This window comes from Brachybacterium sp. AG952, assembly GCF_004362645.1.
Classification (GTDB): domain Bacteria; phylum Actinomycetota; class Actinomycetes; order Actinomycetales; family Dermabacteraceae; genus Brachybacterium; species Brachybacterium conglomeratum.
Genome location: NZ_SNXV01000003.1, coordinates 338,632 through 363,263 on the forward strand (window position 1 = coordinate 338,632; position 24,632 = coordinate 363,263).

At 71.7% G+C, this 24,632-nt stretch carries 20 protein-coding genes; 6 read left to right on the forward strand and 14 right to left on the reverse strand.

Annotated features, from left to right (window positions below):
- Positions 1 to 2 precede the first annotated feature (2 nt).
- The 5 genes from ugpC to DEU31_RS09840 form a co-directional block, all read right to left on the reverse strand.
- On the reverse strand, positions 3 to 1,250 hold the full coding sequence (gene ugpC, locus DEU31_RS09820) for a sn-glycerol-3-phosphate ABC transporter ATP-binding protein UgpC (RefSeq protein ID WP_133676961.1): 1,248 nt from the start codon (positions 1,248 to 1,250) through the stop codon (positions 3 to 5).
- Positions 1,251 to 1,269: 19 nt separating this feature from the next.
- The gene (locus DEU31_RS09825; protein ID WP_126988601.1) at positions 1,270 to 2,103 is read right to left on the reverse strand and encodes a carbohydrate ABC transporter permease; all 834 of its coding nucleotides are present in this window, start codon (positions 2,101 to 2,103) and stop codon (positions 1,270 to 1,272) included.
- A 10-nt stretch (positions 2,104 to 2,113) separates the two neighbouring features.
- Complete coding sequence (locus DEU31_RS09830; RefSeq protein ID WP_224765355.1) at positions 2,114 to 3,001, reverse strand: sugar ABC transporter permease; 888 nt, start codon at positions 2,999 to 3,001, stop codon at positions 2,114 to 2,116.
- Between the two features lie 77 nt (positions 3,002 to 3,078).
- Positions 3,079 to 4,386: an extracellular solute-binding protein gene (locus DEU31_RS09835; RefSeq protein WP_166649457.1), complete on the reverse strand. Its 1,308-nt coding sequence runs from the start codon at positions 4,384 to 4,386 to the stop codon at positions 3,079 to 3,081.
- Between the two features lie 235 nt (positions 4,387 to 4,621).
- The gene (locus tag DEU31_RS09840; protein WP_053917268.1) at positions 4,622 to 6,226 is read right to left on the reverse strand and encodes an ABC-F family ATP-binding cassette domain-containing protein; all 1,605 of its coding nucleotides are present in this window, start codon (positions 6,224 to 6,226) and stop codon (positions 4,622 to 4,624) included.
- Positions 6,227 to 6,427: 201 nt separating this feature from the next.
- Between DEU31_RS09840 and ald the strand changes: the two genes are divergently transcribed.
- The gene (gene ald / locus DEU31_RS09845) at positions 6,428 to 7,543 is read left to right on the forward strand and encodes an alanine dehydrogenase (RefSeq protein WP_133676963.1); all 1,116 of its coding nucleotides are present in this window, start codon (positions 6,428 to 6,430) and stop codon (positions 7,541 to 7,543) included.
- 100 nt (positions 7,544 to 7,643) lie between these two features.
- Here the strand turns inward: ald and DEU31_RS09850 are convergent, their stop codons facing one another.
- From DEU31_RS09850 to DEU31_RS09875, 6 genes are all read right to left on the reverse strand, one after another.
- Complete coding sequence (locus tag DEU31_RS09850; protein WP_010550637.1) at positions 7,644 to 7,976, reverse strand: metal-sulfur cluster assembly factor; 333 nt, start codon at positions 7,974 to 7,976, stop codon at positions 7,644 to 7,646.
- Between the two features lie 156 nt (positions 7,977 to 8,132).
- On the reverse strand, positions 8,133 to 8,888 hold the full coding sequence (gene sufC / locus DEU31_RS09855) for a Fe-S cluster assembly ATPase SufC (RefSeq protein WP_010550636.1): 756 nt from the start codon (positions 8,886 to 8,888) through the stop codon (positions 8,133 to 8,135).
- A 74-nt stretch (positions 8,889 to 8,962) separates the two neighbouring features.
- The gene (locus tag DEU31_RS09860; RefSeq protein WP_126988596.1) at positions 8,963 to 9,301 is read right to left on the reverse strand and encodes a non-heme iron oxygenase ferredoxin subunit; all 339 of its coding nucleotides are present in this window, start codon (positions 9,299 to 9,301) and stop codon (positions 8,963 to 8,965) included.
- Positions 9,301 to 10,623: a Fe-S cluster assembly protein SufD gene (sufD, locus tag DEU31_RS09865; RefSeq protein ID WP_010550634.1), complete on the reverse strand. Its 1,323-nt coding sequence runs from the start codon at positions 10,621 to 10,623 to the stop codon at positions 9,301 to 9,303. Before sufD ends, DEU31_RS09860 begins: the two co-directional genes overlap by 1 nt.
- Positions 10,623 to 12,050: a Fe-S cluster assembly protein SufB gene (gene sufB / locus DEU31_RS09870; protein ID WP_010550633.1), complete on the reverse strand. Its 1,428-nt coding sequence runs from the start codon at positions 12,048 to 12,050 to the stop codon at positions 10,623 to 10,625. The genes sufD and sufB overlap by 1 nt, the downstream gene beginning before the upstream one ends.
- Positions 12,047 to 12,796 carry an HTH domain-containing protein gene (locus tag DEU31_RS09875; protein WP_133676964.1) on the reverse strand — a complete coding sequence of 250 codons (750 nt, stop codon included), beginning with the start codon at positions 12,794 to 12,796 and terminating at the stop codon, positions 12,047 to 12,049. The genes sufB and DEU31_RS09875 overlap by 4 nt, the downstream gene beginning before the upstream one ends.
- 276 nt (positions 12,797 to 13,072) lie before the next feature.
- On the opposite strand from DEU31_RS09875, the gene DEU31_RS09880 reads away from it, so the two are divergent.
- The 5 genes from DEU31_RS09880 (at position 13,073) to map (ending at position 17,943) form a co-directional block, all read left to right on the forward strand.
- The gene (locus DEU31_RS09880) at positions 13,073 to 14,152 is read left to right on the forward strand and encodes a glutathione S-transferase C-terminal domain-containing protein (RefSeq protein ID WP_133676965.1); all 1,080 of its coding nucleotides are present in this window, start codon (positions 13,073 to 13,075) and stop codon (positions 14,150 to 14,152) included.
- Positions 14,153 to 14,250: 98 nt separating this feature from the next.
- On the forward strand, positions 14,251 to 15,174 hold the full coding sequence (locus DEU31_RS09885; RefSeq protein WP_133676966.1) for an ABC transporter ATP-binding protein: 924 nt from the start codon (positions 14,251 to 14,253) through the stop codon (positions 15,172 to 15,174).
- Positions 15,171 to 15,983 (forward strand): ABC transporter permease, encoded by an 813-nt coding sequence (locus DEU31_RS09890; protein WP_010550629.1) that lies wholly within the window; start codon positions 15,171 to 15,173, stop codon positions 15,981 to 15,983. Before DEU31_RS09885 ends, DEU31_RS09890 begins: the two co-directional genes overlap by 4 nt.
- Positions 15,984 to 16,141: 158 nt before the next feature.
- On the forward strand, positions 16,142 to 17,125 hold the full coding sequence (locus tag DEU31_RS09895; RefSeq protein ID WP_133676967.1) for a COX15/CtaA family protein: 984 nt from the start codon (positions 16,142 to 16,144) through the stop codon (positions 17,123 to 17,125).
- Positions 17,122 to 17,943, forward strand: a complete 822-nt coding sequence (gene map, locus DEU31_RS09900; protein WP_010550627.1) for a type I methionyl aminopeptidase — start codon at positions 17,122 to 17,124, stop codon at positions 17,941 to 17,943. The genes DEU31_RS09895 and map overlap by 4 nt, the downstream gene beginning before the upstream one ends.
- A 171-nt stretch (positions 17,944 to 18,114) precedes the next feature.
- On the opposite strand, the gene DEU31_RS09905 is transcribed toward map, so the two are convergent.
- The 3 genes from DEU31_RS09905 to DEU31_RS09915 all read right to left on the reverse strand — a co-directional run bounded on the left by DEU31_RS09905 (position 18,115) and on the right by DEU31_RS09915 (position 24,600).
- Positions 18,115 to 19,989 (reverse strand): 1-deoxy-D-xylulose-5-phosphate synthase, encoded by a 1,875-nt coding sequence (locus DEU31_RS09905; protein ID WP_243733797.1) that lies wholly within the window; start codon positions 19,987 to 19,989, stop codon positions 18,115 to 18,117.
- Positions 19,990 to 20,271: 282 nt separating this feature from the next.
- Positions 20,272 to 23,055 (reverse strand): aconitate hydratase AcnA, encoded by a 2,784-nt coding sequence (acnA, locus tag DEU31_RS09910; protein WP_010550624.1) that lies wholly within the window; start codon positions 23,053 to 23,055, stop codon positions 20,272 to 20,274.
- A gap of 222 nt (positions 23,056 to 23,277) precedes the next feature.
- Positions 23,278 to 24,600, reverse strand: coding sequence for a TRAM domain-containing protein (locus DEU31_RS09915; protein WP_133676968.1), 1,323 nt, complete (start codon positions 24,598 to 24,600; stop codon positions 23,278 to 23,280).
- Between the last annotated feature and the right edge of the window lie 32 nt (positions 24,601 to 24,632).

The window sequence follows — 24,632 nt, forward strand, 5'->3', positions numbered from 1 at the left end:
CCTCAGTCCTCCAGCGCTGCGGCGGTCTCGATCTCGCGCTGCCGGTCCTCGGCGGCGCGGCGCGTCAGCTCCGCCCCCTTCTCCTCGTCGCGGGTGAGGTTCTCGCCCGTGGCGACGTCGAAGACGTGGACCTTGCGCGTGTCCACCCAGATCCGGGACTCGATGCCGCCGCGGATCCGGCTCGCGGAGCTGAGGGTCACCACCACCTGGGGCGGGATCTCGTCCTGGTCGAGGTCGCGGGCGAGCTCGTCGAGGACCTCGGCCACCTCGGGGTCCTTCTCGTAGTCGATGTAGCCGTACTGCTCGTTGCCGAGCCATTCGGTGTGGGTGGGCGTCACGGCGAGCTCCGTGCCGTGCGGCAGCAGCGCCTCGTCGACGAACTCGAGGTCCTCGAAGTGCTCGGGGCGCACCCCCAGCAGCACCAGGTCCCTCCCGCGGGCGGCCTCGAGGACGTGCTCGGGCGCCGTGAGGTCCCCGATCGGGGTGCGCAGGTGCCCGTTCTCCTCCCGGGCGGGCAGGAAGTTCATCGAGGGGGAGCCGATGAACCCGGCGACGAAGAGGTTCGCGGGCTGCTCGTAGAGCTCGCGCGGCGAGGCGACCTGCTGCAGCCTGCCCTTCTTCAGCACGGCGACCCGGTCCCCCAGGGTCATCGCCTCGGTCTGGTCGTGGGTGACGTAGACGCTCGTGATGCCCAGGCGCCGCTGGAGCTGCGCGATCTGGGTGCGCATCTGGCCGCGCAGCTTCGCGTCGAGGTTCGACAGCGGCTCGTCGAAGAGGAAGGCGTCGGCCTCGCGGACGATCGCGCGGCCCATGGCCACGCGCTGGCGCTGTCCGCCGGAGAGGTTGCCGGGCTTGCGCTCGAGGTGCTCGTCCAGTCCCAGCATCGACGAGGCGCGGCGCACCCGCCGGTCGATCTCGTCCTCGGGGAGCTTGTTCTTCGACAGCCGCATCGGGAAGGCGATGTTGTCGTACACGCTCAGGTGGGGGTACAGGGCGTAGTTCTGGAAGACCATGGCGAGGTCGCGGTCGCGCGGCGCGCTCTCGTTCACGCGCTTGCCGTCGATGCGCAGCTCGCCCTCGGTGATGTCCTCGAGCCCCACGATCATGCGCAGCAGCGTGGACTTCCCGCAGCCCGAGGGACCGACGAGGATCACGAACTCGCCGTCGGCGATGTCGAGGCTCACGTCGTTGACGGCGGGGAAGCCGTCGTCGTACCGCTTGACGAGGTTCTGGATCTCGATGGTGGCCATGGCCGGTTGCCTCCTGGGGTCAGCCCTTGACCGCGCCCTGCGTCAGACCGGAGACGATCTGGCGCTGGAAGAGCACGACGATGATGACGATGGGGATGGTGACGATGATCGCGGCGGCCGAGATCGCGCCCGTGGGCTCCTCGAACTGGGAGGCGCCGGTGAAGAAGGCCAGCGCCGCCGGGACCGGGCGCGCGGCCGAGGTGGACGTCAGCGAGATGCCGTAGACGAAGTCGTTCCAGGCGATGAAGAACGCGATGATCGCGGTGGTGAACACACCGGGCAGCGCGAGCGGGACGATCACCTTCCGGAACGCCTCGAAGCTGGTGGCGCCGTCGACCTGCGCGGCCCGCTCGAGGTCCCAGGGGATCTGTTGGAAGTACGCCGCCAGGGTGTAGATCGAGATCGGCAGCGTCAGCGAGAGATAGGGGATGATCAGGCCCGGCCAGGTGTCGTACAGCCCGATCGTGCGCCAGAGGTTGAACAGCGGCGTCACGATCGAGATCACCGGGAACATCGAGACCCCGAGCGCGCTGACCAGCACGAGGCGCTTGCCGGGGAAGTCCAGGCGCGCGATCGCGTAGGCGCAGAGGGTCGCGAGGACGACCGCGACGACGGTCGCGATCAGCGTGATGCCGATGGAGTTGCGCAGCGCGGGCAGGAACAGGTCGCGGGCGCTGCCGGCGAAGATCTGCTCGTAGTTGTCCAGCACGAAGCGCGTGGGCAGGAAGCGCCCCGTGGTGAGGTCGCCGGAGGCCTTGAAGGAGGTCATCAGGATCGAGACCAGCGGACCGAGGGTGTACACCAGCACCACGATCGTGATCACGCTCCAGCCGACCTTCTGCCGGGTGGTCATGCCCTTCATCTCAGCGTCCCTCCCCCGAGGCCAGATCGACCTTGAAGCCCTTGATCGCGCCGATCGCGATGCCGATCACGCACAGGAACAGGACCACGGAGATCGCCGAGCCCATGCCGATCTCGAGCCGCCCGATCGAGGTGCGATAGGCCAGCAGCGAGAGGACCTCCGTGCCGTAGGCGCCGTTGGTCATGATGAACACGTTGTCGAAGATCCGGAAGGCGTCCAGCGCCCGGAACAGCACCGCGACCATGATCGCGGCCTTCATGTTCGGCAGCACCACGCGGCGCATCACCTCCGCGCGGGTGCCGCCGTCCACGCGGGCGGCCTCGGTCAGCTCCCCGGGCACCTGGGCCAGGCCCGACAGCAGCAGCAGCGAGATGAAGGGGGTCGTCTTCCAGATCTCGCTGAGCATGATGACGGTCAGCGCCGGCGCGGCGGAGCCGAACCAGTTGAAGCTGTCCTCCACCACCGGCAGCCAGGCGTTGACGAAGCCGGTGTTGATGTCGAAGGCGAAGAACCAGGCGAAGGCGGAGACGACGGTGATCGTGCCGTAGGGGACGAGGATCGCGGTGCGCAGCAGGCCGCGCAGGCTCTTGACGGCGTTGTGCATCACCAGGGCCAGGGCGAAGCCGAGCACCAGCTCGATCGCGACGGTGACCACGGTGATCAGCACGGTCACCCCGAGGTCCCGCCAGAAGACGGGGTCGGTGAAGAGCACCCCGTAGTTCGCCAGTCCCACGAAGGAGCGCTGGTCCGGGGCGGTGAGACGGTAGGAGAACAGGGAGTCGAAGAAGGCCTGGAGGATCGGGTACACCGTCACCGCCAGCATGACCACGAAGGCGGGGGCCGCCAACAGGATGCCCAGGCGGCGCTCCGCCCGGGCCCGGTCGCTCAGCGGCGGCTTCTGCCGGGTCGCGCGGCGGCGCCCGGAGGCGCCGTCCGTCCCGGTGCTCGGCGCGGCGGCTGTCTCGCTCACAGCAGGGCCTCCCCTCGCAGCACGGACTGGATGAACTCCTGGGACCGCGCGGGGGTGGCCTCGCCGACCTCCGAGATCGGGGTCCAGTGCTGCTGGATGCCCAGGGAGATCTCGTTGTAGAAGGGGGTCTGCGGGCGGGGCGCGGCGCGCTCGAGTGACTCGCGGATCTCCGGCGCCATCGGGTAGGCGTCCTGGACCTCGGGGTCCTCGTAGGCGGTGGTGGAGGCGGGCGGGTTGCCGTCGGAGAGGAAGTACTGCGCCTGCTTCTCCGGGGAGGCGATGCAGCGGATCGCCTCGTAGGCGAGGTCCTGGTGCTCGCTCGAGGCGCCGACGCCGAGGTCGATCCCGCCCAGCGGCGGCGCGGACTCCTGGTCCTCGCTCACCTGGGGGTACGTGGTCCACTTCATGTCGTCCAGCACCTCCTGGTCGACGCTCCCCTGCTCCACGGAGGTCTGCGTGGCGGTGTAGACGAAGGGCCAGTTGACCATGAAGGAGCCCTGGTCCCCCTGGAACTGGGCCATGGCGACGTTCTCGTCCTGGGTGGTGGCGCCCGGGCCGGCGAGGCCCTCCGCGCCGATCGTGCCGATGATCCGGGAGGCCTCGGCGCCGGCCGGGGAGTCGAGCGCGAGCTGCGTCTCGTCGGCGGGGGCGCCGGGGTCCTCGATGATCGGCTGGCCCTGCGACTCGTACAACGCGTTGACCCACACGGTCATCGATTCGGCGCGGATCCCCTGGATGCCGAGGTGGCTGTCGGTGGTCTCCGCGGCCTCGATCAGCTGGTCCCAGGTGACCGGCTCGGACATGTCCAGCCCCGCCTCCTCGGCCACGGACTCGCGGTACCACAGCAGCTGCGTGTTGGCCCAGAAGGGCACGGCGACCAGCTCGTCGTCCCAGGTCGCTCCCTGCACGGCGCCGTCGACGACGTCCTGGGTGGAGCTGCGGACGAGGTCCTCCGGGACGGGGGCGAGGAAGCCGGGCTCGGCGAGCTCCGGGATGTAGGGCGGGTCCAGGCTCATGATGTCCAGGGACCTGTCCCCCGCGGCGAGGCGGCGGGCGAGCTGCTCGCGCTGGCTGGCCGCATCGCGGGGCAGCAGCGAGGTGGTGATCGTGTACGCCCCGTCGGCCTCGTCGCTGCACTGCTGGGCGATCTGGGTCTGGCCGCCGTTGTCGGGGTTGATGTACCAGGTCAGCTGCGGCGGTCCGGCGTCGGCCGAGCCGCAGGCCGCGAGCGTCGCCCCCAGGGCGAGCGCGGCCCCGGCGGCGACCAGCCGGCGCAGACCGGTCGGACGGACGGGTTCGCTCACGGTCTCGCTCCTCCTCGTCGGGTCGAGGCGGACGGCGCGGTCGCGCACCGTCCTCCGCGACGGGGTGGGCACCGCCACGGTGCCGACGAGCTGAGACTATGACGCAGGTCACAGGAGTGCAACTCGGAGGGGGAAACTCTCGCGGTCGCCATCTCAGGAGCCGTCCCCGCCGCGGCGCCGGGAGCACCGGCCGGCACGGCGGCGGGCGTGGGGAGGACCGGGGAGCGGCCCCGGCTCAGGCGAGCTCGATGAGCTCCTGGTACTCGGCGTTCCAGAGGTCCTCGACGGCGTCGGGCATCATCAGCACCCGCTCGGGATCGAGCGCCGCGACGGCACCGGGGTCGTGGGAGACCAGCACGACCGCACCCTCGAAGTTCGCCAGCGCCCCGAGGATCTCCTCGCGACTGGCGGGGTCGAGGTTGTTCGTCGGCTCGTCCAGCAGCAGCACGTTGGCGCTGGAGACGACGAGCGCGGCCAGGGCGAGGCGGGTCTTCTCCCCGCCGGAGAGCACCCGGGCGGGCTTGTGCACGTCGTCGCCCGTGAACAGGAACGAGCCCAGGATCTTGCGGGCCTCGACCTCGGGCAGCTCGTAGGCCGCCGTCATCATGTTCTCCAGCACGGTCCGGTCCAGGTCCAGGGTCTCGTGCTCCTGGGCGTAGTAGCCGATGCGCAGGCCGTGGCCAGGGAGGATCCGCCCGGTGTCCGGCGCGTCGACGCCGCCGAGGATCCGCAGCAGAGTGGTCTTGCCCGCGCCGTTCAGGCCGATGATGACCACGCGCGAGCCGCGGTCGATCGCCAGGTCCACGCCGGTGAAGATCTCGAGGCTGCCGTAGGACTTCGAGAGGTCCTCGGCCATCAGCGGGGTCTTGCCGCAGGGGGCCGGCTTCGGGAAGCGCAGCGAGGCGACGCGGTCGGTCTGCCGCTCCCCCTCGACCCCGTCGAGCATCCGCTCGGCCCGCTTCAGCATGTTCTGCGCGGCGACGGCCTTGGTGGCCTTCGCGCGCATCTTCTCCGCCTGGGCGGTGAGCTGGGTGGCCTTCTTCTCGGCGTTGGCGCGCTCGCGCCTGCGGCGCTTCTCGTCGTCCTCGCGCTGGCGCAGGTACTGCTTCCAGCCCATGTTGTAGATGTCGATCGCGGAGCGGTTCGCGTCGAGGTAGAACACCTTGTTCACGACCTGCTCGACGAGCTCGACGTCGTGGCTGATGACGATCAGCCCGCCGCGGTAGCTCATCAGGTACTCGCGCAGCCACACGATCGAGTCGTGGTCGAGGTGGTTCGTCGGCTCGTCGAGGATCATCGTGGAGGCCTGCGAGAACAGGATCCGGGCGAGCTCGACGCGACGCCGCTGACCGCCGGAGAGGGTGCCGAGCTCCTGTTCGAGCAGCCGGTTGGGCAGGCCGAGGTTCGCGGCCATCCGCTTGGCCTCCGCCTCCGCCGCGTAGCCGCCGGCGGCGTCGAGCTCGGCCTCCAGGCGCGGGTACCGGTTCATGGCCTTCTCGCGGCGGGCCTCGGTGAGGGACATGTCCCCCATCTCCTCCTCGGCGCGGCGCAGCTTCCTCAGGATCCCGTCGAGCCCGCGGGCGGAGAGGATCCGGGCGAGAACCGGCTCGGTGTCCTCGCCGCTGTGGGTGTCCTGCGGGAGATAGCCGAGCTCGCCGGAGACCTCGACGCTGCCCTCGCTGGGGTCCAGCGTGCCGGACAGGACCTTGGTCAGCGTGGTCTTGCCGGCGCCGTTGCGACCCACCAGGCCGATCCGGTCGCCGTCGGTGACCTGGAAGGAGACGTCGCTCATGAGCAGCCGGGCGCCGACGCGGATGGCGAGGTCGTGCACGGTGATCACGGGTGGGACTCCTCTTCGGACGGGGACGGCCCGGAGGAGGGCCGGATCGAGTCTAGGGCCGAGGCGCCGAACGGTCGCCCGGATTCCCGCCGACGGTGCCGGGGGACACATCCGCAGGCTCCCCCGCACGGCCGACGAGGTGTCATCCTGGGGGCGGTGGCCGTGACCGCGGCCAGGGAGCTCAGCAGAGAGGCTGGACACATGCGCATCGGGGTGCCCCGCGAGGTCAAGAACAACGAGAACAGGGTGGGCCTGGGCGCCGCCGGCGTGCACGAGCTGGTGATGCACGGCCATGAGGTGATCGTCGAGAGCGGCGCGGGCCTCGGCTCCCGCGTGAGCGACGAGGACTACGCCGCCGCGGGCGCGTCCCTGCTGCCGACGGCCGACGAGGTCTGGGCGCAGGCCGAGATGATCGTGAAGGTGAAGGAGCCGCTGCCCGAGGAGTACGGACGCCTGAGGAAGGGCCAGATCCTCTTCACCTATCTGCACCTCGCGGCGGACCGGGAGCTCACCGAGGCGCTGCTCGCCTCCGGCACCACCGCCATCGCCTACGAGACCGTCCAGCTCCCCGACCGCTCCCTGCCGCTGCTCGCGCCGATGAGCGCGATCGCGGGCCGGCTCGCCGCGCAGGTCGGCGCCTACCACCTGATGGCGCCGCTGGGCGGCGGCGGGGTACTGATGGGCGGGGTGCCCGGGACCTCGGAGGCGAACGTGCTCGTCCTCGGCGGCGGCGTCGTCGGCGAGCAGGCGGCGATGATGGCGCACGGGCTGCACGCGAACGTCACCGTGATGGACGTGAACGTCTCCCGGCTCTCCCAGATCGCGACGATGCACCACGGCGGGATCCTCACCCGCTACTCGACCGCACTCGACCTCGCCGAGCAGATCGAGCAGGCCGACGTCGTCGTCGGCTCGGTGCTGATCCCCGGCAAGCGCGCCCCGAAGCTCGTCACCGACGAGATGGTCTCCCGGATGAAGCCGGGCTCGGTGCTGGTCGACGTCGCGATCGACCAGGGCGGCTGCTTCGAGAACTCCCGCCCCACCACGCACGACGACCCGACCTTCCAGGTGCACGACGCGATCTACTACTGCGTGGCGAATATGCCCGGCTCCGTGCCGGTCACGGCGACGGCGGCGCTGAACAACGCGACCCTCCCCTATGTGCTGAAGCTCGCGGGCGCGGGCTGGCAGGACGCGCTGCGGGCCGACGAGGCGCTCGCGAAGGGCCTGCACACCCACGAGGGCGCCCTCGCCCATGCCGGCACGGCCGAGGCGCACGGCCTCGAGCTCACGCGGACGGCGACGCTGCTCGGCTGACGCCGGCTCGGGGGCCCGCCCCGTCCGCAGCGAAGAGACCCCCTGCCCCGCGCTCGCGGGTCAGGGGGTCTTCTCGTGCCGGCTCAGAGGGTGAGGCGGCTCAGAGGTTGAAGCCGATGGCGCGCAGCTGCTCGCGGCCGTCCTCGGTGATCTTCTCCATGCCCCACGGCGGCATCCACACCCAGTTGATGCGGTGGGTCTCGGTGATGGGGTCCAGCACCGCGAAGGTCTGCTCCTCGAGCACGTCCGTCAGCGGGCAGGCGGCGGAGGTGAGGGTCATGTCGATCACGGCGTTGCCGTCCTCGACGGTCACCCCGTAGACGAGGCCCAGGTCGACGACGTTGATCCCGAGCTCGGGATCGATGACGTCCTTCATCGCCTCGGTGACGTCCTCGGCGCTCACGGTCGAGGCCGGGGTCTGCTGGTCGGTCATGGTGTCCTCCCGGAATGGGTGCGGGGCTGGTCCCGCAGGGGGCGGACGGGGCCCGGCGGATCGTCGGCGGACCTGCTGTCCGGGGACGGGCCGCGGCGGGTCCCGCGGTGGGGCCGCCCCTTCCCGCGATGCGGCGGGGAGGGGCGGCCGGGGGCGTCAGGCGCCGACGAGGAAGCGGTCGTAGCCCTCGGCCTCAAGGCGCTCGGCGAGCTCGGGGCCGCCCTGCTCGGCGATCTTCCCGTTCACGAAGACGTGGACGAAGTCCGGCTTCACGTACTGCAGGATGCGGGTGTAGTGGGTGATCAGCATGATGCCGACCTCGGTGTTCTCCTTGGCGCGGTTGACGCCTTCGGAGACCACGCGCAGCGCGTCGACGTCGAGGCCGGAGTCGGTCTCGTCGAGGACGGCGATGGAGGGCTTCAGCAGCTGCATCTGGAGGATCTCGTGGCGCTTCTTCTCGCCGCCGGAGAAGCCCTCGTTGACGTTGCGCTCGGCGAAGACCGGGTCCATCTTGAGGTCGTCCATGGCGCCCTTGACGTCCTTGACCCAGGTGCGCAGCGAGGGGGCCTCGCCGTCGATCGCGGTCTTGGCGGTGCGCAGGAAGTTCGAGACGGTCACGCCGGGGACCTCGACGGGGTACTGCATGGCGAGGAAGAGGCCGGCGCGGGCGCGCTCGTCGACGCTCATCTCGAGCACGTCCTCGCCGTCGAGGAGGACCTCGCCGCCGGTGATCTCGTACTTGGGGTGGCCGGCGATGGCGTAGGCGAGGGTGGACTTGCCCGAGCCGTTGGGGCCCATGATCGCGTGGGTCTCGCCGCCCTTGATGGTGAGGTCGACGCCCTTGAGGATCTCCTTGGTGCCCTCAGGGGTCTCGACGGTGGCGTGGAGGTTCTTGATCTCCAGGATCGACATGTGGGGTTCTCCTTGACCAGGAAGCTGGTGGATTCGTGGGGCTGGGGGCGGGCGTCGGGGACGACGCCCAGGTGTCAGGTGGCGGGAGCTTCGGAGGGATCCACGAGGATCTCGCCGCGGCTCTCGTCGATGCGCACGGGGAACACCCGCACGGGCAGGACCGCCGGGAGCTGCAGGGGACGACCGGTGACGAGGTCGAACTGGCTGCCGTGCTTCCAGCACTCGATGGTGCATCCCTCGACGTCGCCGTCGCTCAGCGCGATCTCGTCGTGCGAGCAGAGGTCCTCGAGGGCGTGGACGCCGCCGTCCTCGTCGCGCACCAGGGCGATCTCGATCCCGCCGGCGACGACGTCGATCGCCTCGCCGGGGGCGAGGTCGGCCAGGGCGGCGACGGGGACGAAGGCGTCCGACATCAGTTCATGCTCCGTGCGAGCTCGTCCTCGATCGCGGCCGAGAGGCGCTCGCGCACCTCGGGCACGTCGATCTGCTGGATGATCTCGGCGAAGAAGCCGCGCACGACCAGACGGCGCGCCTCGATCTCCGGGATGCCGCGAGCGCGCAGGTAGAACAGCTGCTCGTCGTCGAAGCGCCCGGTGGCGGCGGCGTGGCCGGCACCCTCGATCTCGCCCGTCTCGATCTCCAGGTTCGGCACCGAGTCGGCGCGGGCGCCCTCGGTGAGCACCAGGTTGCGGTTGAGCTCGTAGGTGTTGGTGCCCTCGGCCTCCTTGCGGATCAGCACGTCGCCGACCCACACGGACCGTGCGCCCTTGCCCTGCAGCGCGCCCTTGTAGGCGACGTTGGAGGTGCAGTTCGGGGCGCTGTGGTCGATGAACAGGCGGTTCTCGAAGAACTGGCCCTCGTCGGAGAAGTAGAGGCCCAGCTTCTCGATCTCGCCGCCGGGGGCCGCGTACTCGCCGATCGAGTTCAGGCGCACCGCGCTGCCGCCGAGGGTGACCGCGACGTGCTTCAGGCGCGCATCACGGCCCACGCGGGCGTGGTGCTGCGCGATGTGCACCGCGTCGTCGTCCCAGTCGTGGACGGTGATGACGGTCATCTGCGCGTTGTCACCGACGAGGATCTCCACGTCCTGCGCGTACTGCGCCGAGCCGGTGTGGTTCAGCACCACGATCGAGGAGGAGGACTCCTGCGCCTCGATCACGAGGTGCGCATTGGCGCGGCGGTCCGCGCCGCGGCCGGTGATGTCCACGCGGAACGGCGCGTCGTAGGCGGCGTTCTTGGCGGCGACCAGGTGCAGCGCCTGCTCGGTGCGGGCGGAGGCGATCGCAGTGGGCAGATCCTCGGGCACCAGCACGCTGCCGCGGGGCGCCTGGCCGGGGGCGAGCGTCGAGGGCTCCGGGGCGCCCTCGGGCACGGTCACGGCGTAGTCGACGGCGGGGTCGCCCTCGCGGTCGTCGGTGGCGGCGTCCTCGAAGAGGGCGGAGAAGCGGCGCAGCGGGGTGAAACGCCACTCCTCGATGTCGCTCTTGGGCACGGCGTGGTCGGCGACCTCGAAGGAGCGCAGTCGCGCGCCGCGGTTCAGCGCGGCGTGGGCGGCGGAGACCTCCTGGCCCGGCAGGCTCAGGTTCTCCTCCTCCAGCTCCGGCGCGGCCGTCGTGTCGGCGCCCTCCAGGGCCTCTCCGGCGGCGACGGGCGCGGCGCCCGCCGCGTGGCCCACGGCCTCGTTCGCGGTCGGGTCCCCGGCGCTCTCGGCACCCTTCACATCAGTGGTCGTCATCAGCCGACTGCTCCTTCCATCTGCAGCTCGATCAGGCGGTTCAGCTCGAGGGCGTACTCCATCGGGAGCTCGCGGGCGATGGGCTCGATGAAGCCGCGCACGATCATCGCCATCGCCTCGGTCTCCTCCATGCCGCGGCTCATCAGGTAGAAGAGCTGCTCCTCGGAGACCTTGGAGACGGTGGCCTCGTGGCCCATCTGGACGTCGTCGACGCGCACGTCGACGTAGGGGTAGGTGTCGGTGCGCGAGATCTGGTCCACCAGCAGCGCATCGCACAGCACGGTCGAGGCGGAGTGCTCGGCACCGGGCATGACCTGGACCAGGCCGCGGTAGGAGGAGCGGCCGCCGCCGCGCGAGACCGACTTGGAGACGATCGAGCTCGAGGTGTGCGGCGCCATGTGCACCATCTTCGAGCCGGTGTCCTGGTTCTGGCCCTCGCCGGCGAAGGCGACGGAGAGGGTCTCGCCGCGGGCGTGCTCGCCCATCAGCCAGACGGCCGGGTACTTCATGGTGACCTTGGAGCCGATGTTGCCGTCGACCCACTCCATGACGCCGCCCTGCTCGACCGTGGTGCGCTTGGTGACCAGGTTGTAGACGTTGTTCGACCAGTTCTGGATGGTCGTGTAGCGGACGCGGGCGTCCTTCTTCACGACGATCTCGACGACGGCGCTGTGCAGCGAGTCGGACTTGTAGATCGGCGCGGTGCAGCCCTCGACGTAGTGCACGTAGGAGCCCTCGTCGGCGATGATCAGCGTGCGCTCGAACTGGCCCATGTTCTCGGTGTTGATCCGGAAGTAGGCCTGCAGCGGGATCTCGACGTGCACGCCCTTGGGGACGTAGACGAAGGAGCCGCCGGACCACACGGCGGTGTTCAGCGCGGAGAACTTGTTGTCGCCCGAGGGGATGACGGTGCCGAAGTACTCCTTGAACAGCTCCGGGTGCTCCTTGAGCGCCGTGTCGGTGTCCAGGAAGATGACGCCCTGCTCCTCCAGGTCCTCGCGGATCTGGTGGTAGACGACCTCGGACTCGTACTGCGCGGCGACGCCGGCGACGAGGCGCTGCTTCTCGGCCTCGGGGATCCCGAGGCGGTCGTAGGTCTCCTTGATGTCCTCGGGCAGGTCGTTCCAGTCGGTGACCTGCTTCTCGGTGGAGCGGACGAAGTACTTGATGTCGTCGAAGGCGATGCCGGAGAGGTCCGGGCCCCAGGTGGGCAGCGGCTTCTTCTCGAAGAGCTTCAGCGCCTTCAGCCGGCGCTCGAGCATCCACTCGGGCTCGTCCTTGCGTGCGGAGATGTCGCGCACGACGTCCTCGGACAGGCCGCGGCGCGCGCTGGCCCCGGCCGAGTCCTCGTCGTGCCATCCGAAGGCGTAGTTGCCGATCGAATCGATGATCTCGTCCTGTGAGAGCTTCTCGGGTGCGCTCGTCATGGTGTCCTTCCCTCGGTGAGCGGAATGTGGGTCGTGCAGACGTGAGCCCCCTGCGCCAGGGTGGCCAGGCGCTGGACGGGGGCCCCGATGATGCGGGAGATGACGCGGGTCTCGGCCTCGCACAGCTCCGGGTGGTCGGCGGCCACGTCGAGGACGGGGCAGCGACCGTGGCAGAGCTGCGCGGTGACGAGGCTACGCGGCCCGGCGCCGCCCTCGCGACGGGCCGCCGGCAGCGGGACGTGCAGCGGGCGGACGGTGGTGGCGTAGCCGCGCTCGGTGAGCAGCTGCGAGAGCAGCTCGAGCCGCTCGGCGGTGCCCACCGGCTCCCCGGTCTCCGCCTCGAGGCGGTCGACCCGCTCGGCGAGCCGTTGCTCCCAGTCGGAGATCCGCCGCTCCGCGAGGGCGGTCACCGCCTCGTCGCCGCCGCGGCGGGCGAGCTCGTCGACCGCCATCACGGCCAGCTCGTCGTAGCCGGCGGCGAAGTCCTCATGCGCCGACGGCGAGAGCACGAAGGTCTTGCTGGGGCGTCCGCGGCCGCGATGAGCCACGGGCACCTCGTGCTCGGCGATGGTCCCCTCCGCCTCGAGCGCCGCGAGATGGCGGCGCACGGCGGCGCTGGTGAGGCCGAAGCGCTCGGCGAGCTGCCGGGCGGTGATGGGTCCGTGGGTGGAGATCGCCTCGACGAGGCGATCGCGCGTGGTCGGCTCGGGCTTCGCCGCGAGCTCCTGCGCATCCTGCTCGGCCATCCTGCACCTCCCTTCTCGACCACCTAGATTTTACAACAGGACTCTTTCCAAATACTGCCCGAGCCCTGTGCGCCCGGCCACGAAGGGTGCCCTTACCTGCGACGTCGCGCAGGGCGGGGCGGATCGCGCTCCCCCACACATGGTGCACGACGTGGGTGCGGAGCGCACCCCGGGCCCCTCTCGGCGCGCCGTCGACCGCCGCCCCCGAGAGGCTTCCATCTAGTACCGGTTTCAACTATCATGGCGGCGACGCCACCGACACGAAGGGACCCCACGATGAACGAGACCGCCCCCGACTCCACGGACGCCGCCGCCGAGCAGCACTCGACCCGCGGCGCCTACGTCTCCGCCGGCAAGGGCTTCGACCGCGACATGAACTACATCGACGACCGGATCACCCGCGACGGCCGCGACGGCTGGCCCGTCGAGGCCGGGCGCTACCGGCTGATCGCCGCCCGCGCCTGCCCGTGGGCCAACCGCACCCTGATCTCCCGGCGCCTGCTGGGCCTGGAGGACGTGATCTCGGTGGGCATGCCCGGCCCCACCCATGACAAGCGCTCCTGGACCTTCGACCTCGACCCCGGCGAGGTGGATCCCGTGCTCGGCTACGAGCGCCTGCAGCAGGCCTACTTCGCGCGCTTCCCCGACTACCCGCGCGGCATCACCGTCCCCGCCGTCGTGGACGTGCCCACCAGGGCCGTCGTGACCAACGACTTCCAGCAGATCACCCTCGACCTCGCCACCGAGTGGACCGCCCACCACCGCGCCGGCGCCCCGGACCTCTACCCCGAGGCTCAGCGCGAGGAGATCGACGCGCTGAACAAGTGGATGCTCCACCGGGTCAACAACGGCGTGTACAAGGTCGGCTTCGCCGGCTCGCAGGAGGACTACGAGCGCGAGTACGCGCTCCTCTGGGAGGCCCTCGACGAGCTCGAGGAGCGCCTGGGCCGCAGCCGCTACCTCATGGGCCCCTCGATCACCGAGGCCGATGTGCGCCTGTTCCCCACGCTGATCCGCTTCGACCCCGTCTACCACGGCCACTTCAAGGCCAACCGGCAGACCCTCGCCTCGATGCCGAACCTGTGGAACTACACCAAGGACCTGTTCCAGACCCCGGGCTTCGGCGACACGGTCGACTTCGCGCAGATCAAGCGGCACTACTACTACGTGCACGAGGACATCAACCCCACGCAGATCGTCCCCGCCGGCCCGGCGCTCGAGCCGCTGCTGGAGGCGCACGACCGCGACCGCTTCGAGACCGACACCTGGGGCCCCGGCGGCACCGCTCCCGAGGCGCCGCTCGCCGCGGAGGTCGTCGACCCGGCGCACACACCGCTGCACGTCACCGGGCGCTGAGCCCGGCACGGCCCGGGTGAGGTCTCGCCCACCTCGCCCGGCCCGGACGCGGCGCCGTCCCCGGCCCGGCGCCGCGTCCGGCCTACGATGGGGCGGCCATGGACGACCACTCCCCTGCCCTCGTCGCGACCGACCTCGCCCACTCCTACGGCGCCGTGCGCGCCCTCGACGGCCTGAGCCTGACCGCGGAGCGCGGCGAGGTCACCGCGCTGCTCGGCCCCAACGGCGCCGGCAAGACCACCGCCGTCTCCTGCGCGACCGGTCTGCTCCGCCCCGATGCGGGCAGCGTGCGCGTGCTCGGCACCGACCCCTGGCGCGCGAGCCCCGAGCACCGCGCCCGGGTGGGCGTGATGATCCAGGACGGCGGCCTCACCTCGGGCGCGACGGCGATGCAGCTGCTGCGCTACGGCGCGAGCCTGCACGCCGCCCCGCTCGATGTCGACGAGGTCGCCGCCCATCTCGGCATCGACGAGTTCGCCCGCACCCTCGTGCGGCGCCTCTCCGGCGGGCAGCGGCAGCGGCTCGCCCTGGCGCTGGCGATCATCGGCCGGCCCGACCTCGTCTTCCTCGACGAGCCGACGGCCGGGATGGATCCCTCGATCCGGCGCCGGGTGCGGGAGCTGATCCGGGGGCTGGCCCGCACCGGCACCGCCGTCGTGCTCACCACCCATCTGATGGACGACGTGGTCGGGCTCGCGGACGCGGTGCGAGTGATCTCCCGCGGCCACGTGCTCGCCTCCGGCAGCGTGCAGGAGGTGGTCCGCGAGCATCGCGGGCCGGGCGGCGGCGTGACCCTCCGGGCGACCGCGAGCGGCGTCGCCCCCGACGCCGTGCCCGCCCTCGAGCAGTCCCTGCACGAGGCCGCCGCCCGTCACGGCGCCCGCCTTGAGGTCTCCAGCGCCGCGGCCGCTGACCTCGAGGCGGTGCTGCTGGACCTGATGGACCGCGACGCCCCCGGGGTCGAGGACGCCGGGAGCACGACCCGCCACGACGACGCCCCCAGCGCAGGAGCCGCCCGATGAGCGCCACGCCCCCGTCGACCTCTCCCGCCGCCCCCGGCGAGAGCCCCGCCGCGCCGCGCGTGCCGCGTCCCGCACCGGCGCTGCGCCGCATCCTCTCCCATGCCCGGCTCGAGACCCGCGTGCTGCTCTCCAACGGGGAGCAGCTCATGGTCGCGATCGCGCTGCCGGCGATGGTGATGGTGGGGCTGTGGCTGCTGCCCGTCGGCCGGATCGAGGGCACTCCCGCGATCGACACCGCGGTCGCCGCGACCTTCGCGACCGCGCTGATCTCGACCTCCTTCACCTCGCAGGCGATCATGACCGGCTTCGACCGTCGCAACGGCGTGCTGCGCTGGATCGCGACGACGCCGCTGGGGCGCAGCGGCTATCTCGCCGGGAAGATCCTCGCCACCCTCACCACCCACGTGCTGCAGGTGGTCGTGCTCGGGGTGCTGGGCCTGGTCCTGGGCTGGCGGCCGGAGCTCGCCGGCCTCGCGGCGCTCGTCCCCGTCTGGCTGGTGGGGACGGTGGCCTTCGGGGCGCTCGGCCTGCTGGTCGCGGGGCTGCTGCGCACCGAGGCGGTGCTGGCGGTGGCGAACCTCGTGTTCGTGCTGCTCGTCGCCGTCGGCGGCGTCGCCTTCCCCACCACCTCGTTCCCGCGGATCCTCGGCGGGCTCGCGGACCTGCTGCCCTCGGGCGCGCTCGGAGAGCTGATGCGGGCCTGCCTCGCGGGCGGTCCGTTCTCCCCCGGCTCCGCCGTGGTGCTGCTGCTGTGGGCCGCGGCAGGGGTCGCGGCCGTCGTGCGCTGGTTCCGCTGGACGGATGCCTGAGCCGCCTCGCACGAGCCCGACGCCGGGCCCCGGTCCCGGAGCCCCTGTCCGGCCGCTCGGCCGTCCCGGGCGACCGCCGAGTCCTCACGATGCGGGATCCCTCGCATCCGCACCCGGAGTCCAGGCGGCCCTCGGCCGCGGAACCTAGACTGCTGGGCATGTCCTCGCCTGCCCTCTCCGCCGAGCGCTCACCCGAGCGCCACGGGCGGATCACCACGCTGCCCGACCGTCGTCTGACCTCCTGGGGGCCGCAGCGGCGCGCACGTCTCGCCGCCATCGCTATCTGGGGCAACCTGATCTGCCAGATGGGGATCATCCTCTCGGGCGGCGCGGTGCGTCTGACGGGCAGCGGATTGGGCTGCTCCTCCTGGCCGCACTGCGAGCCGGGGAACTTCACCCCGGAGCTGACGCTCGAGGCCGGGATCCACCCTTTCGTCGAGTTCGGCAACCGCACGCTCACCGGCGTGCTGAGCATCTTCGCTGTCGCGGTGCTGCTGGTGACCTACCGCTGGCTCTCCCACAAGGGACGCGGCTTCCGGATGCTGGCGTGGGTGCCGCTGATCGGCACCGCCGCGCAGGCGCTGATCGGGGCGTTCGTGGTGTGGTTCGACCTGCACCCCGGGATCGTCAGCCCCCACTTCCTCATCTCCCCCGTGCTCGGCGCGCTCTCGACGGTGCTGCTGGTGCGGCTGTACGACGGCGACTCGCACGTGCGCCTCGCGGTCCCGCCACGACTGCTGGGGCTCTACGTCCCGCTGGCGGCGGTGGGCTTCGTGGTGCTGGTGCTCGGCACGCTGGTCACCGGCACCGGCCCGCACTCGGGCGATGCCGGGGACGTCACCCGCCTGATGTTCTCCCCGGTCGTAATCACCCGGGTCCACGCCGTCGCGGTCTACCTCTTCCTCGCCCTGCTGATCGCGATGCTGGTCGTCCTCCACCGCTCGTGTGCCCGCCGCGAGGCCCGCACCGCGGCCTGGTGGCTGCTCGCGGCGACCCTCGCGCAGGGCGCGGTCGGCTACATCCAGTACTTCACCGGGCTGCCCGAGCTGGTCGTCTTCGGCCACCTGCTCGGCGCCGCCGTGTTCGCACCGATGATCGCCTGGGTCGGGGCCCGGCTGGTCACCTGGCAGGAGGCACGATGATCCTCGGACGCCGTCGCCGCAGCTCCACCCAGGAGCTGCCCACCACCGAGCAGGCACGTCCGGCCGGCGAGTTCGTCGCCTCCGTGCTCTCGCACCTGCGGCAGGTCGTGGACGTGGGCTGGAACCTGCTGGACGTCGACGCGGAGGCGCATCGCCTGATCCGCGAGGCGGGGGCGACCAGCTGCTACATCGACTACCACCCCGTCTTCGGCGCCTCCCCCTTCGGGTACGTCATCTGCACCTCGCTGAACGAGGGCGTGCTCCACGGCCGCCCCTACGACCGGGTGCTCGAGGACGGGGACCTGCTCTCCCTCGACTTCGCCGTCTCGGTGGAGGGCTGGGTGGCGGACTCGTGCCTGACGATCCCCGTCGGCACCCCGCGCGCGGAGGACCTCCAGCTGATCCACGACACCGAGCAGGTGATGTGGGCCGGGATCGACCAGGTCACCGCCGGCGCCACCGTCGGCGACATCGGCTTCGCGGTGATGAACGAGGCGACCTCGCTCGGCTACTCGATCAACGACCGCTTCGGCGGCCACGGCGTGGGGCGCACGATGCACGAGGCCCCCTTCGTCCCCAACCACGGCACCCCCGGCGGCGGCGCCGAGCTCGTGGCCGGGCAGCTGATCACCGTGGAGCCGTTCCTGGTGCCGACCACCTCCGAGCTCGTCGTCGACGAGCGGGACGGCTGGACGCAGCTGGCGGCCGACGGCTCCCGCGGCGCGCACGCGGAGCACACCCTGCAGGTCACCGACGGCGCGCCGATCGTCCTCACGGCGCGGGCCGACGACCCTGCTCCGCGCAGCTCGCTGGGCTGAGAGCCCCTGCGGACGCTCCGTTCCGCGGTGCTCACCGCGTCGGCGGCACGGCGTCCTCGTCTCCGGCCCACGACACCCGCCGCGTCAGAGCGACGGTGCCCGCGGGTCGTCACCGAGCAGCGCGACTCCGGGGATCGTGTCTCGGAGCAGGCCGACTCAGCGCAGCGCGATTCAGAGCAGCGCGTCGAGGCTCGTCACGATCCCGGGGACGTCCAGGCCCTGGTCGGCGAGGATCGCGTCGCGCTTGCCGTGGGCGAGGAACTCGAGGTCCACGCCCAGGCAGTGCACGACGGGGCCCGGCTGCGCCGGGGTCGCCCGTCGGCCGAGCCGCAGTGCGAGCGCGGCACCGATCCCCCGCTCCGCGAGGCCGTCCTCGAGGGTGAGCACCCCGCGGGCGCCGGCGGCGAGGTCCAGCAGCTCCTCGCCCAGCGGCAGCGCCCGGACCGGATCGAGCACGACCACGTTCGCCGCGGGACGGGACGCCGCGATCTCCCGGGCGGCGGCGAGGGCGCGGTCGGCGAGGGCGCCGACGGAGACGAGGAGCACGTCGATCGGGGCCTCCGCGTCGCCGTGCAGGACGTCTCCCGCGGGCAGCTGGGCGAGCGCCGGGAGCTCCTCGGGGCAGGCGCCCTTGGGGAAGCGGACGATCGAGGGGCCCGGGGTGCCGAGCGCCGCGGGGACCGCCGCGTCGAGGCGGGCGCCGTCGCGGGGCGCCCACAGGCTCAGTCCGGGCACCTGCGCGGCGAGGGCGAGGTCCCAGATGCCGTGGTGGCTCGGACCGTCGTCGCCCGTGATCCCGGCGCGGTCCAGCGTGATCGTGACGTCCTCGCCGTGCAGGGCGAGGTCCAGCAGCAACTGGTCGTGGGCACGGTTCAGGAACGTCGCGTAGAGCGCGACGAGGGGCAGGCGGCCCCCGGCGGAGAGGCCGGCGGCGGTGTCCAGCGCGAGCTGCTCGGCGATGCCGACGTCGAGGACGCGCTCGGGCATCTCCTGCTGCATCGGGGTGAGCCCGACGGGGTCGATCATCGCGGCGCTGAGCGCGACCACCCGTTCGTCGGCACGGGCGGCGTCGAGCACGGCGGCGCCCAGGCGGGCGCTCCAGGTGCGGGCGGCGGGCTTCGTCGCCTCCTCGCCCTCGAGCGAGAAGGGGCCGGTGGCGTGCCAGTGGTCCACCGCGTCGGCCTCGGCGCGGGCGAAGCCGGCGCCCTTGCGGGTGAGGACGTGCAGGACCACTCCGGCGCTGCCAGGGTCCTCCGCGGCCTCGCGGGCGGCGGCGGTCGCGGCCGCGAGCGCGGTGAGGTCGTGGCCGTCGACGGGCCCCAGATAGGTCAGGCCCAGCTGGGTGAAGACGTCCTGTCCGGGCAGCACCTCGCCCGTGCGCAGCGCGGCGAGATGCCGGGCGAGGCCGCCGACGGTGGGCGCGTAGGAGCGGGTGTTGTCGTTGAGCACGACGACGGTGCGGGAGCCGCGGTCCGCGGCGAGCTCGTTGAGCGCCTCGAGGCCGACGCCGCCGGTGAGCGCGCCGTCCCCGATCACCGCGACGGAGACGCCCGGCTCCCCCGCGAGGCGGTGGGCGCGGTCCAGGCCGTGCGCCCAGGCGATCGAACCGGAGGCGTGGGAGTTCTCGACCAGGTCGTGCGCGGACTCGCCCCGGTCGGGATAGCCGGAGGTGCCGCCGGCGCGTCGGAGCCCCTCGAGGTCGGCGCGGCCGGTCAGCATCTTGTGGACGTAGGCCTGGTGGCCGGTGTCGAAGACGATCGGCTCCGCCGGGGAGCGGAACTCACGGTGCAGGGCGAGGGTCAGCTCGACGACGCCGAGGTTCGGGCCGAGGTGGCCTCCGCTGACGGCGCAGATCTCGAGGAGGCGGCGGCGCAGGGTGCGGGCGAGGCCCGGGAGCTGCTCCGCATCCAGGGTGCGCAGCGCCTCGGGGTCCGCGGGGATCGGCACCTCGGGCGGGGGCACGGTCGAGTCCGCCGCCGGGCGGGAGGGGGCGGGGCGCGGGCGCCGACGGATCGGCGCGGCAGCGTGCTGCTCAGTGGTGGACACGCACGGTCCTCCCTCGGGGACGGGATCGGGACCTGTTCAGAGTACGTGGTTCTGACCTGCCGAGACGGGAGACATGGTCACATCTGTGCACATCTTCACCGGGGCTTCACCCGGCCCCGCCGAGGTGTGCAACGCGGTGCAGACAGCCCGGTCAGGGGTGCGCGAGAGGGTGCCCACGGCGCCTCCCACACCCGGACATGACTGCGCCCCGCCGGGCCGGAGCCGGGCGAGGCGCAGCATGCGCCGGTCACGAGGACCGGACGGCGCGGGAGGGGCCTGCGATCAGGCCGCGACCAGCGAGCGCAGGACGTACTGCAGGATGCCGCCGTTGCGGTAGTACTCCGCCTCGCCGGGGGTGTCGATGCGGACGACCGCATCGAACTCCACCGAGGTGCCGTCCTGCTTGGCGGCGACGACCTTCACCGTCTTCGGGGTGGCGCCCTCGTTCAGGGCGGTGATCCCGGTGAAGGAGAAGGTCTCCGTGCCGTCGATCCCGAGGGACTCGGCGGTCTCGCCGGCGGGGTACTGCAGCGGCAGCACGCCCATCCCGATGAGGTTCGAGCGGTGGATGCGCTCGAAGCTCTCGGCGATGACGACCTGGACGCCGAGGAGCTTGGTGCCCTTGGCGGCCCAGTCGCGGGAGGAGCCGGTGCCGTACTCCTTGCCGGCCAGGACCACGAGCGGGATGTCCTGCTCGGCGTAGGCCTGGGCGGCGTCGTAGATGAACTCCTGCTCACCGGTCAGGAAGTTCTTCGTGTACCCGCCCTCGACGCCGTCGAGGAGCTGGTTCTTGATGCGGATGTTCGCGAAGGTGCCGCGGATCATGACCTCGTGGTTACCCCGGCGGGAGCCGTAGGAGTTGAAGTCCTTGCGCGCGACGCCGTGCTCCTGCAGGTACTTGCCTGCCGGGGAGTCGAGCTTGATCGAGCCGGCGGGCGAGATGTGGTCGGTCGTGGTCGAGTCGCCGACCTTGACCAGCACCCGGGCGCCCTCGACGTCGCCGACCGGCGCGGGCTGCGCCTCCATGCCCTCGAAGTACGGGGGCTTGCGCACATAGGTGGACTCGGAGTCCCACTCGAAGGTCGCGCCCTCGGGAGTCTCCAGGCTCCGCCAGCGCTCGTCGCCGGTGAAGACGTCCTTGTAGTCCTCGGTGAACATCTCCTGGGAGATGGACTCGCCGATGACCTTCTCGACCTCGGTCGGGTTCGGCCAGATGTCGCGCAGGTAGACGTCCTGGCCGTCCTTGTCCTGCCCCAGCGGGTCGTTCTCGAAGTCGAAGTCCATGGTGCCCGCGAGCGCGTAGGCGATGACCAGCGGCGGGGAGGCCAGGTAGTTCATCTTCACGTCGGGGTTGATGCGGCCCTCGAAGTTGCGGTTGCCCGAGAGCACCGCGGTGACGGCGAGGTCCTTCTCGGCGATGGCCTCGGAGATCTCCGAGTCCAGCGGACCCGAGTTGCCGATGCACGTGGTGCAGCCGTAGCCCACCAGGTGGAAGCCGAGCGCCTCGAGCGCCGGCCAGAGGCCCGCCCGCGTGTAGTAGTTGGTGACGACCTGCGAGCCGGGGGCCATGGAGGTCTTGACCCACGGCTTGGCGACCAGGCCGCGGTCCACCGCATTCTGGGCGAGCAGGCCGGCGGCCATCATCACCGAGGGGTTCGAGGTGTTGGTGCAGGAGGTGATCGAGGCGATCGAGACGATGCCGTGGTCGATCTCGAAGTCCTTGCCCTTGACCTGGACCGGGTTCGAGGCGCGGCCGATCACATGCTGGTGCTCCGGGGCGTCGCCGCCGGAATCGTTGTCCGACCCCAGTCCCGCCGGGTCCGAGGCGGGGAAGGTGCCGGCGTCGTCGCCCTCCTCGACCTGATGCCCCTCGCCCGCGTAGGAGGGCAGCACCTCGCGGAAGGACTCCTTCGCCTCGGTGAGGACGATGCGGTCCTGGGGGCGCTTGGGGCCAGCGATGGAGGGCACCACGGTGGAGAGGTCCAGCTCGAGGTACTCGGAGTACTCGACCTCCGTCGAGGGGTCGTGCCACAGGCCCTGGCGCTTGGCGTAGGCCTCCACGAGGGCGACCTGCTCCTCGGTGCGGCCGGTCAGGCGCAGGTAGTCGGTGGTGACCTCGTCGACCGGGAAGATCGCGACGGTGGAGCCGAACTCGGGGCTCATGTTGCCGATGGTCGCGCGGTTCGCGAGCGGGACCTGGGAGACGCCCTCGCCGTAGAACTCGACGAACTTGCCCACCGCGCCGTGCCGGCGGAGCATCTCGGTGATGGTGAGCACGACGTCGGTCGCGGTGGCGGCCGGCGGGATCTCGCCGGTGAGCTTGAAGCCCACCACGCGCGGGATCAGCATGGAGACGGGCTGGCCGAGCATCGCGGCCTCGGCCTCGATGCCGCCGACGCCCCAGCCGAGCACGCCCAGGCCGTTGACCATGGTGGTGTGCGAGTCGGTCCCGACGCAGGAGTCGGGGTAGGCGCGCAGCACCCCGTCGACCTCGCGGGTCATGACGGTGCGGGCGAGGTACTCGATGTTGACCTGGTGGACGATGCCGGTGCCCGGGGGGACGACCTTGAAGTCGTCGAAGGCGGTCTGGCCCCAGCGCAGGAACTGGTAGCGCTCGCGGTTGCGCTCGTACTCGAGCTCCATGTTCTGCTCGAGCGCGTCGAGGCGGCCCGCGACGTCGATCATCACGGAGTGGTCGATGACCATCTCCGCGGGGGCGAGCGGGTTGATCCGCTCGGGATCCCCGCCGAGGTCCTGGACGGCCTCGCGCATGGTGGCGAGGTCGACGACGCAGGGGACGCCCGTGAAGTCCTGCATGATCACGCGGGCGGGCGTGAACTGGATCTCGACGGACGGATCGGCCGTCGCGTCCCAGCTCGCGAGCGCACGGACGTGGTCGGCGGTGATGTTCGCCCCGTCCTCGGTGCGCAGCAGGTTCTCGAGCAGGATCTTGAGGCTGTAGGGAAGCTTCTCGGCGCCCTCCACGGCGTCGAGCGCATAGATCTCGTAGTCGGTGCCGCCGACCTCGAGCTTCTGCTTCGCGGCGAATGAGTCGACAGTGCTCATCGGACGCACTCCTTCGGTATGGGTTCGACCCCTCCATCGTAGGCGCGTCGCCCGCGCACGGCAGGCGATCGCGCACCTCCGGGCCCGACGCGGAGGGCGCGGGCCGAGGAGGGGGTGCCGGGCGGGTCCCCGGCAAGTATCTTGAAGTCAAGATAAATCATACCACGCAGGACCCCATGGTCCTGACAGGGCGTCATCTGCGCCGGGCGCGTGTCGGCCCGGTCAGCCCGCGGAGCGCTCGAGGACCGCGACGGACTCGATGTGGTGCGTGTGCGGGAAGAGGTCGAAGGCGCGCAGGTCCTTGACCTGCCATCCCTTGCCCTCGATCGCGGCGAGGTCGCGGGCGAGGGTGGCGGGCTCGCAGGAGACGTACACGATGCGCTGGCGCACGGCGCCGGCGAGCAGCCCCATCAGCTCGACGCCCGCGCCGGCGCGCGGCGGATCCAGGACCACCGCGTCGACCCCGCCGCGGCGTGCGCGCACCCAGTCGGTGACATCGGCCGTGGCGGTGGAGACCTGCGGGAGGTCCTCGAGGTTCTGGGCGGCCAGCTGGGAGGCGCGGCGGTTGCCCTCGACGGAGACGACCGAGCCGCCCGTGCCCACCTGCTCCGCGGCGACCGCGGCGAAGACGCCGACACCGCCGTAGAGGTCCCAGGCGCTGCCGCCCCGCGGGGCGTGCAGGGCGGAGTCGACGACCTCGGTGAGCAGCTCCGCGGCCCGGCGGTGGGACTGCCAGAAGCCGGTGGCGCTGACGGTGAACATCCGCTCGCCCAGGCGCTCGTGGACGGTGCCGTCGCCGCGCAGCGGGACGAGACCGCGGCCGGTGCGGACCGCGACGTCGGCGTCGCCCCAGCTCTCCGGGATCTCGATCGTCTCGGGATCCAGGTCGCGGCCGATCAGCACCACCGAGGCCGGACCGGCCGAGGGGGCCACGGCGTCGACGGCCTCGGTGCCCTCGGGGGCGGTCCACTCCCCCAGGCGCAGCGCGCGCACCGCGGGGGCCGACAGGGGATCCTCCCCTACGGGACGCACCTCGTGGGAGCGCCAGCCGCGCATCCCGACCTCCCCGTCGGGGCCGACGGCGTAGCGCACCCGGGTGCGCCAGCCGAGCCCGTCGGCGTCGTGCGGGGCGGGCTCGACCTGCACCTGCTCGATCGGGAAGCTCGTCACCCCGGCGCGGCGCAGCAGCTCCTGCATGACCTCGCTCGCGATGCGGCGCTGGGCGGGCAGGGCGATGTGCGCCCATTCGGCGCCGCCGACGCCGTCGACCCCGGCCTCCTCCCACACCGAGGGGACCCGGTCGGGCCCGGCCTCGAGCACGTCGAGCGCCTCGGCACGCCAGAAGCGGGCATCGGCCTTCGCCTGGGGGTCCTCGAGGAGGCGGGCGGTGACGGTCTCCCCCGGTGCGGTGCCGCGCACGAAGACGACCCGGCCCTCGTGGCGGGCCACGAAGGTGCCGCCGGCCGCGGGAGGGCCGGCGGTGACCGTGAGGACTCGGCCGCCGGGGGCGGGGCTGCTCGGCGCGCTGTCGGCATCGGGGGTCATCGGACCACTCTCCTCCACTCCGGGTCCGAGCC

What these genes read in the sequence shown, in the direction of transcription:
- ugpC (WP_133676961.1), bottom strand. Translation starts at nt 1,250, where the DNA reads ATGGCCACCATCGAGATCCAGAACCTCGTCAAGCGGTACGACGACGGC.
- DEU31_RS09825 (WP_126988601.1), bottom strand. Translation starts at nt 2,103, where the DNA reads ATGACCACCCGGCAGAAGGTCGGCTGGAGCGTGATCACGATCGTGGTG.
- ald (WP_133676963.1), top strand. Translation starts at nt 6,428, where the DNA reads ATGCGCATCGGGGTGCCCCGCGAGGTCAAGAACAACGAGAACAGGGTG.
- DEU31_RS09850 (WP_010550637.1), bottom strand. Translation starts at nt 7,976, where the DNA reads ATGACCGACCAGCAGACCCCGGCCTCGACCGTGAGCGCCGAGGACGTC.
- sufC (WP_010550636.1), bottom strand. Translation starts at nt 8,888, where the DNA reads ATGTCGATCCTGGAGATCAAGAACCTCCACGCCACCGTCGAGACCCCT.
- DEU31_RS09860 (WP_126988596.1), bottom strand. Translation starts at nt 9,301, where the DNA reads ATGTCGGACGCCTTCGTCCCCGTCGCCGCCCTGGCCGACCTCGCCCCC.
- sufD (WP_010550634.1), bottom strand. Translation starts at nt 10,623, where the DNA reads ATGACGACCACTGATGTGAAGGGTGCCGAGAGCGCCGGGGACCCGACC.
- sufB (WP_010550633.1), bottom strand. Translation starts at nt 12,050, where the DNA reads ATGACGAGCGCACCCGAGAAGCTCTCACAGGACGAGATCATCGATTCG.
- DEU31_RS09875 (WP_133676964.1), bottom strand. Translation starts at nt 12,796, where the DNA reads ATGGCCGAGCAGGATGCGCAGGAGCTCGCGGCGAAGCCCGAGCCGACC.
- DEU31_RS09880 (WP_133676965.1), top strand. Translation starts at nt 13,073, where the DNA reads ATGAACGAGACCGCCCCCGACTCCACGGACGCCGCCGCCGAGCAGCAC.
- DEU31_RS09885 (WP_133676966.1), top strand. Translation starts at nt 14,251, where the DNA reads ATGGACGACCACTCCCCTGCCCTCGTCGCGACCGACCTCGCCCACTCC.
- DEU31_RS09890 (WP_010550629.1), top strand. Translation starts at nt 15,171, where the DNA reads ATGAGCGCCACGCCCCCGTCGACCTCTCCCGCCGCCCCCGGCGAGAGC.
- DEU31_RS09895 (WP_133676967.1), top strand. Translation starts at nt 16,142, where the DNA reads ATGTCCTCGCCTGCCCTCTCCGCCGAGCGCTCACCCGAGCGCCACGGG.
- map (WP_010550627.1), top strand. Translation starts at nt 17,122, where the DNA reads ATGATCCTCGGACGCCGTCGCCGCAGCTCCACCCAGGAGCTGCCCACC.
- acnA (WP_010550624.1), bottom strand. Translation starts at nt 23,055, where the DNA reads ATGAGCACTGTCGACTCATTCGCCGCGAAGCAGAAGCTCGAGGTCGGC.
- DEU31_RS09915 (WP_133676968.1), bottom strand. Translation starts at nt 24,600, where the DNA reads ATGACCCCCGATGCCGACAGCGCGCCGAGCAGCCCCGCCCCCGGCGGC.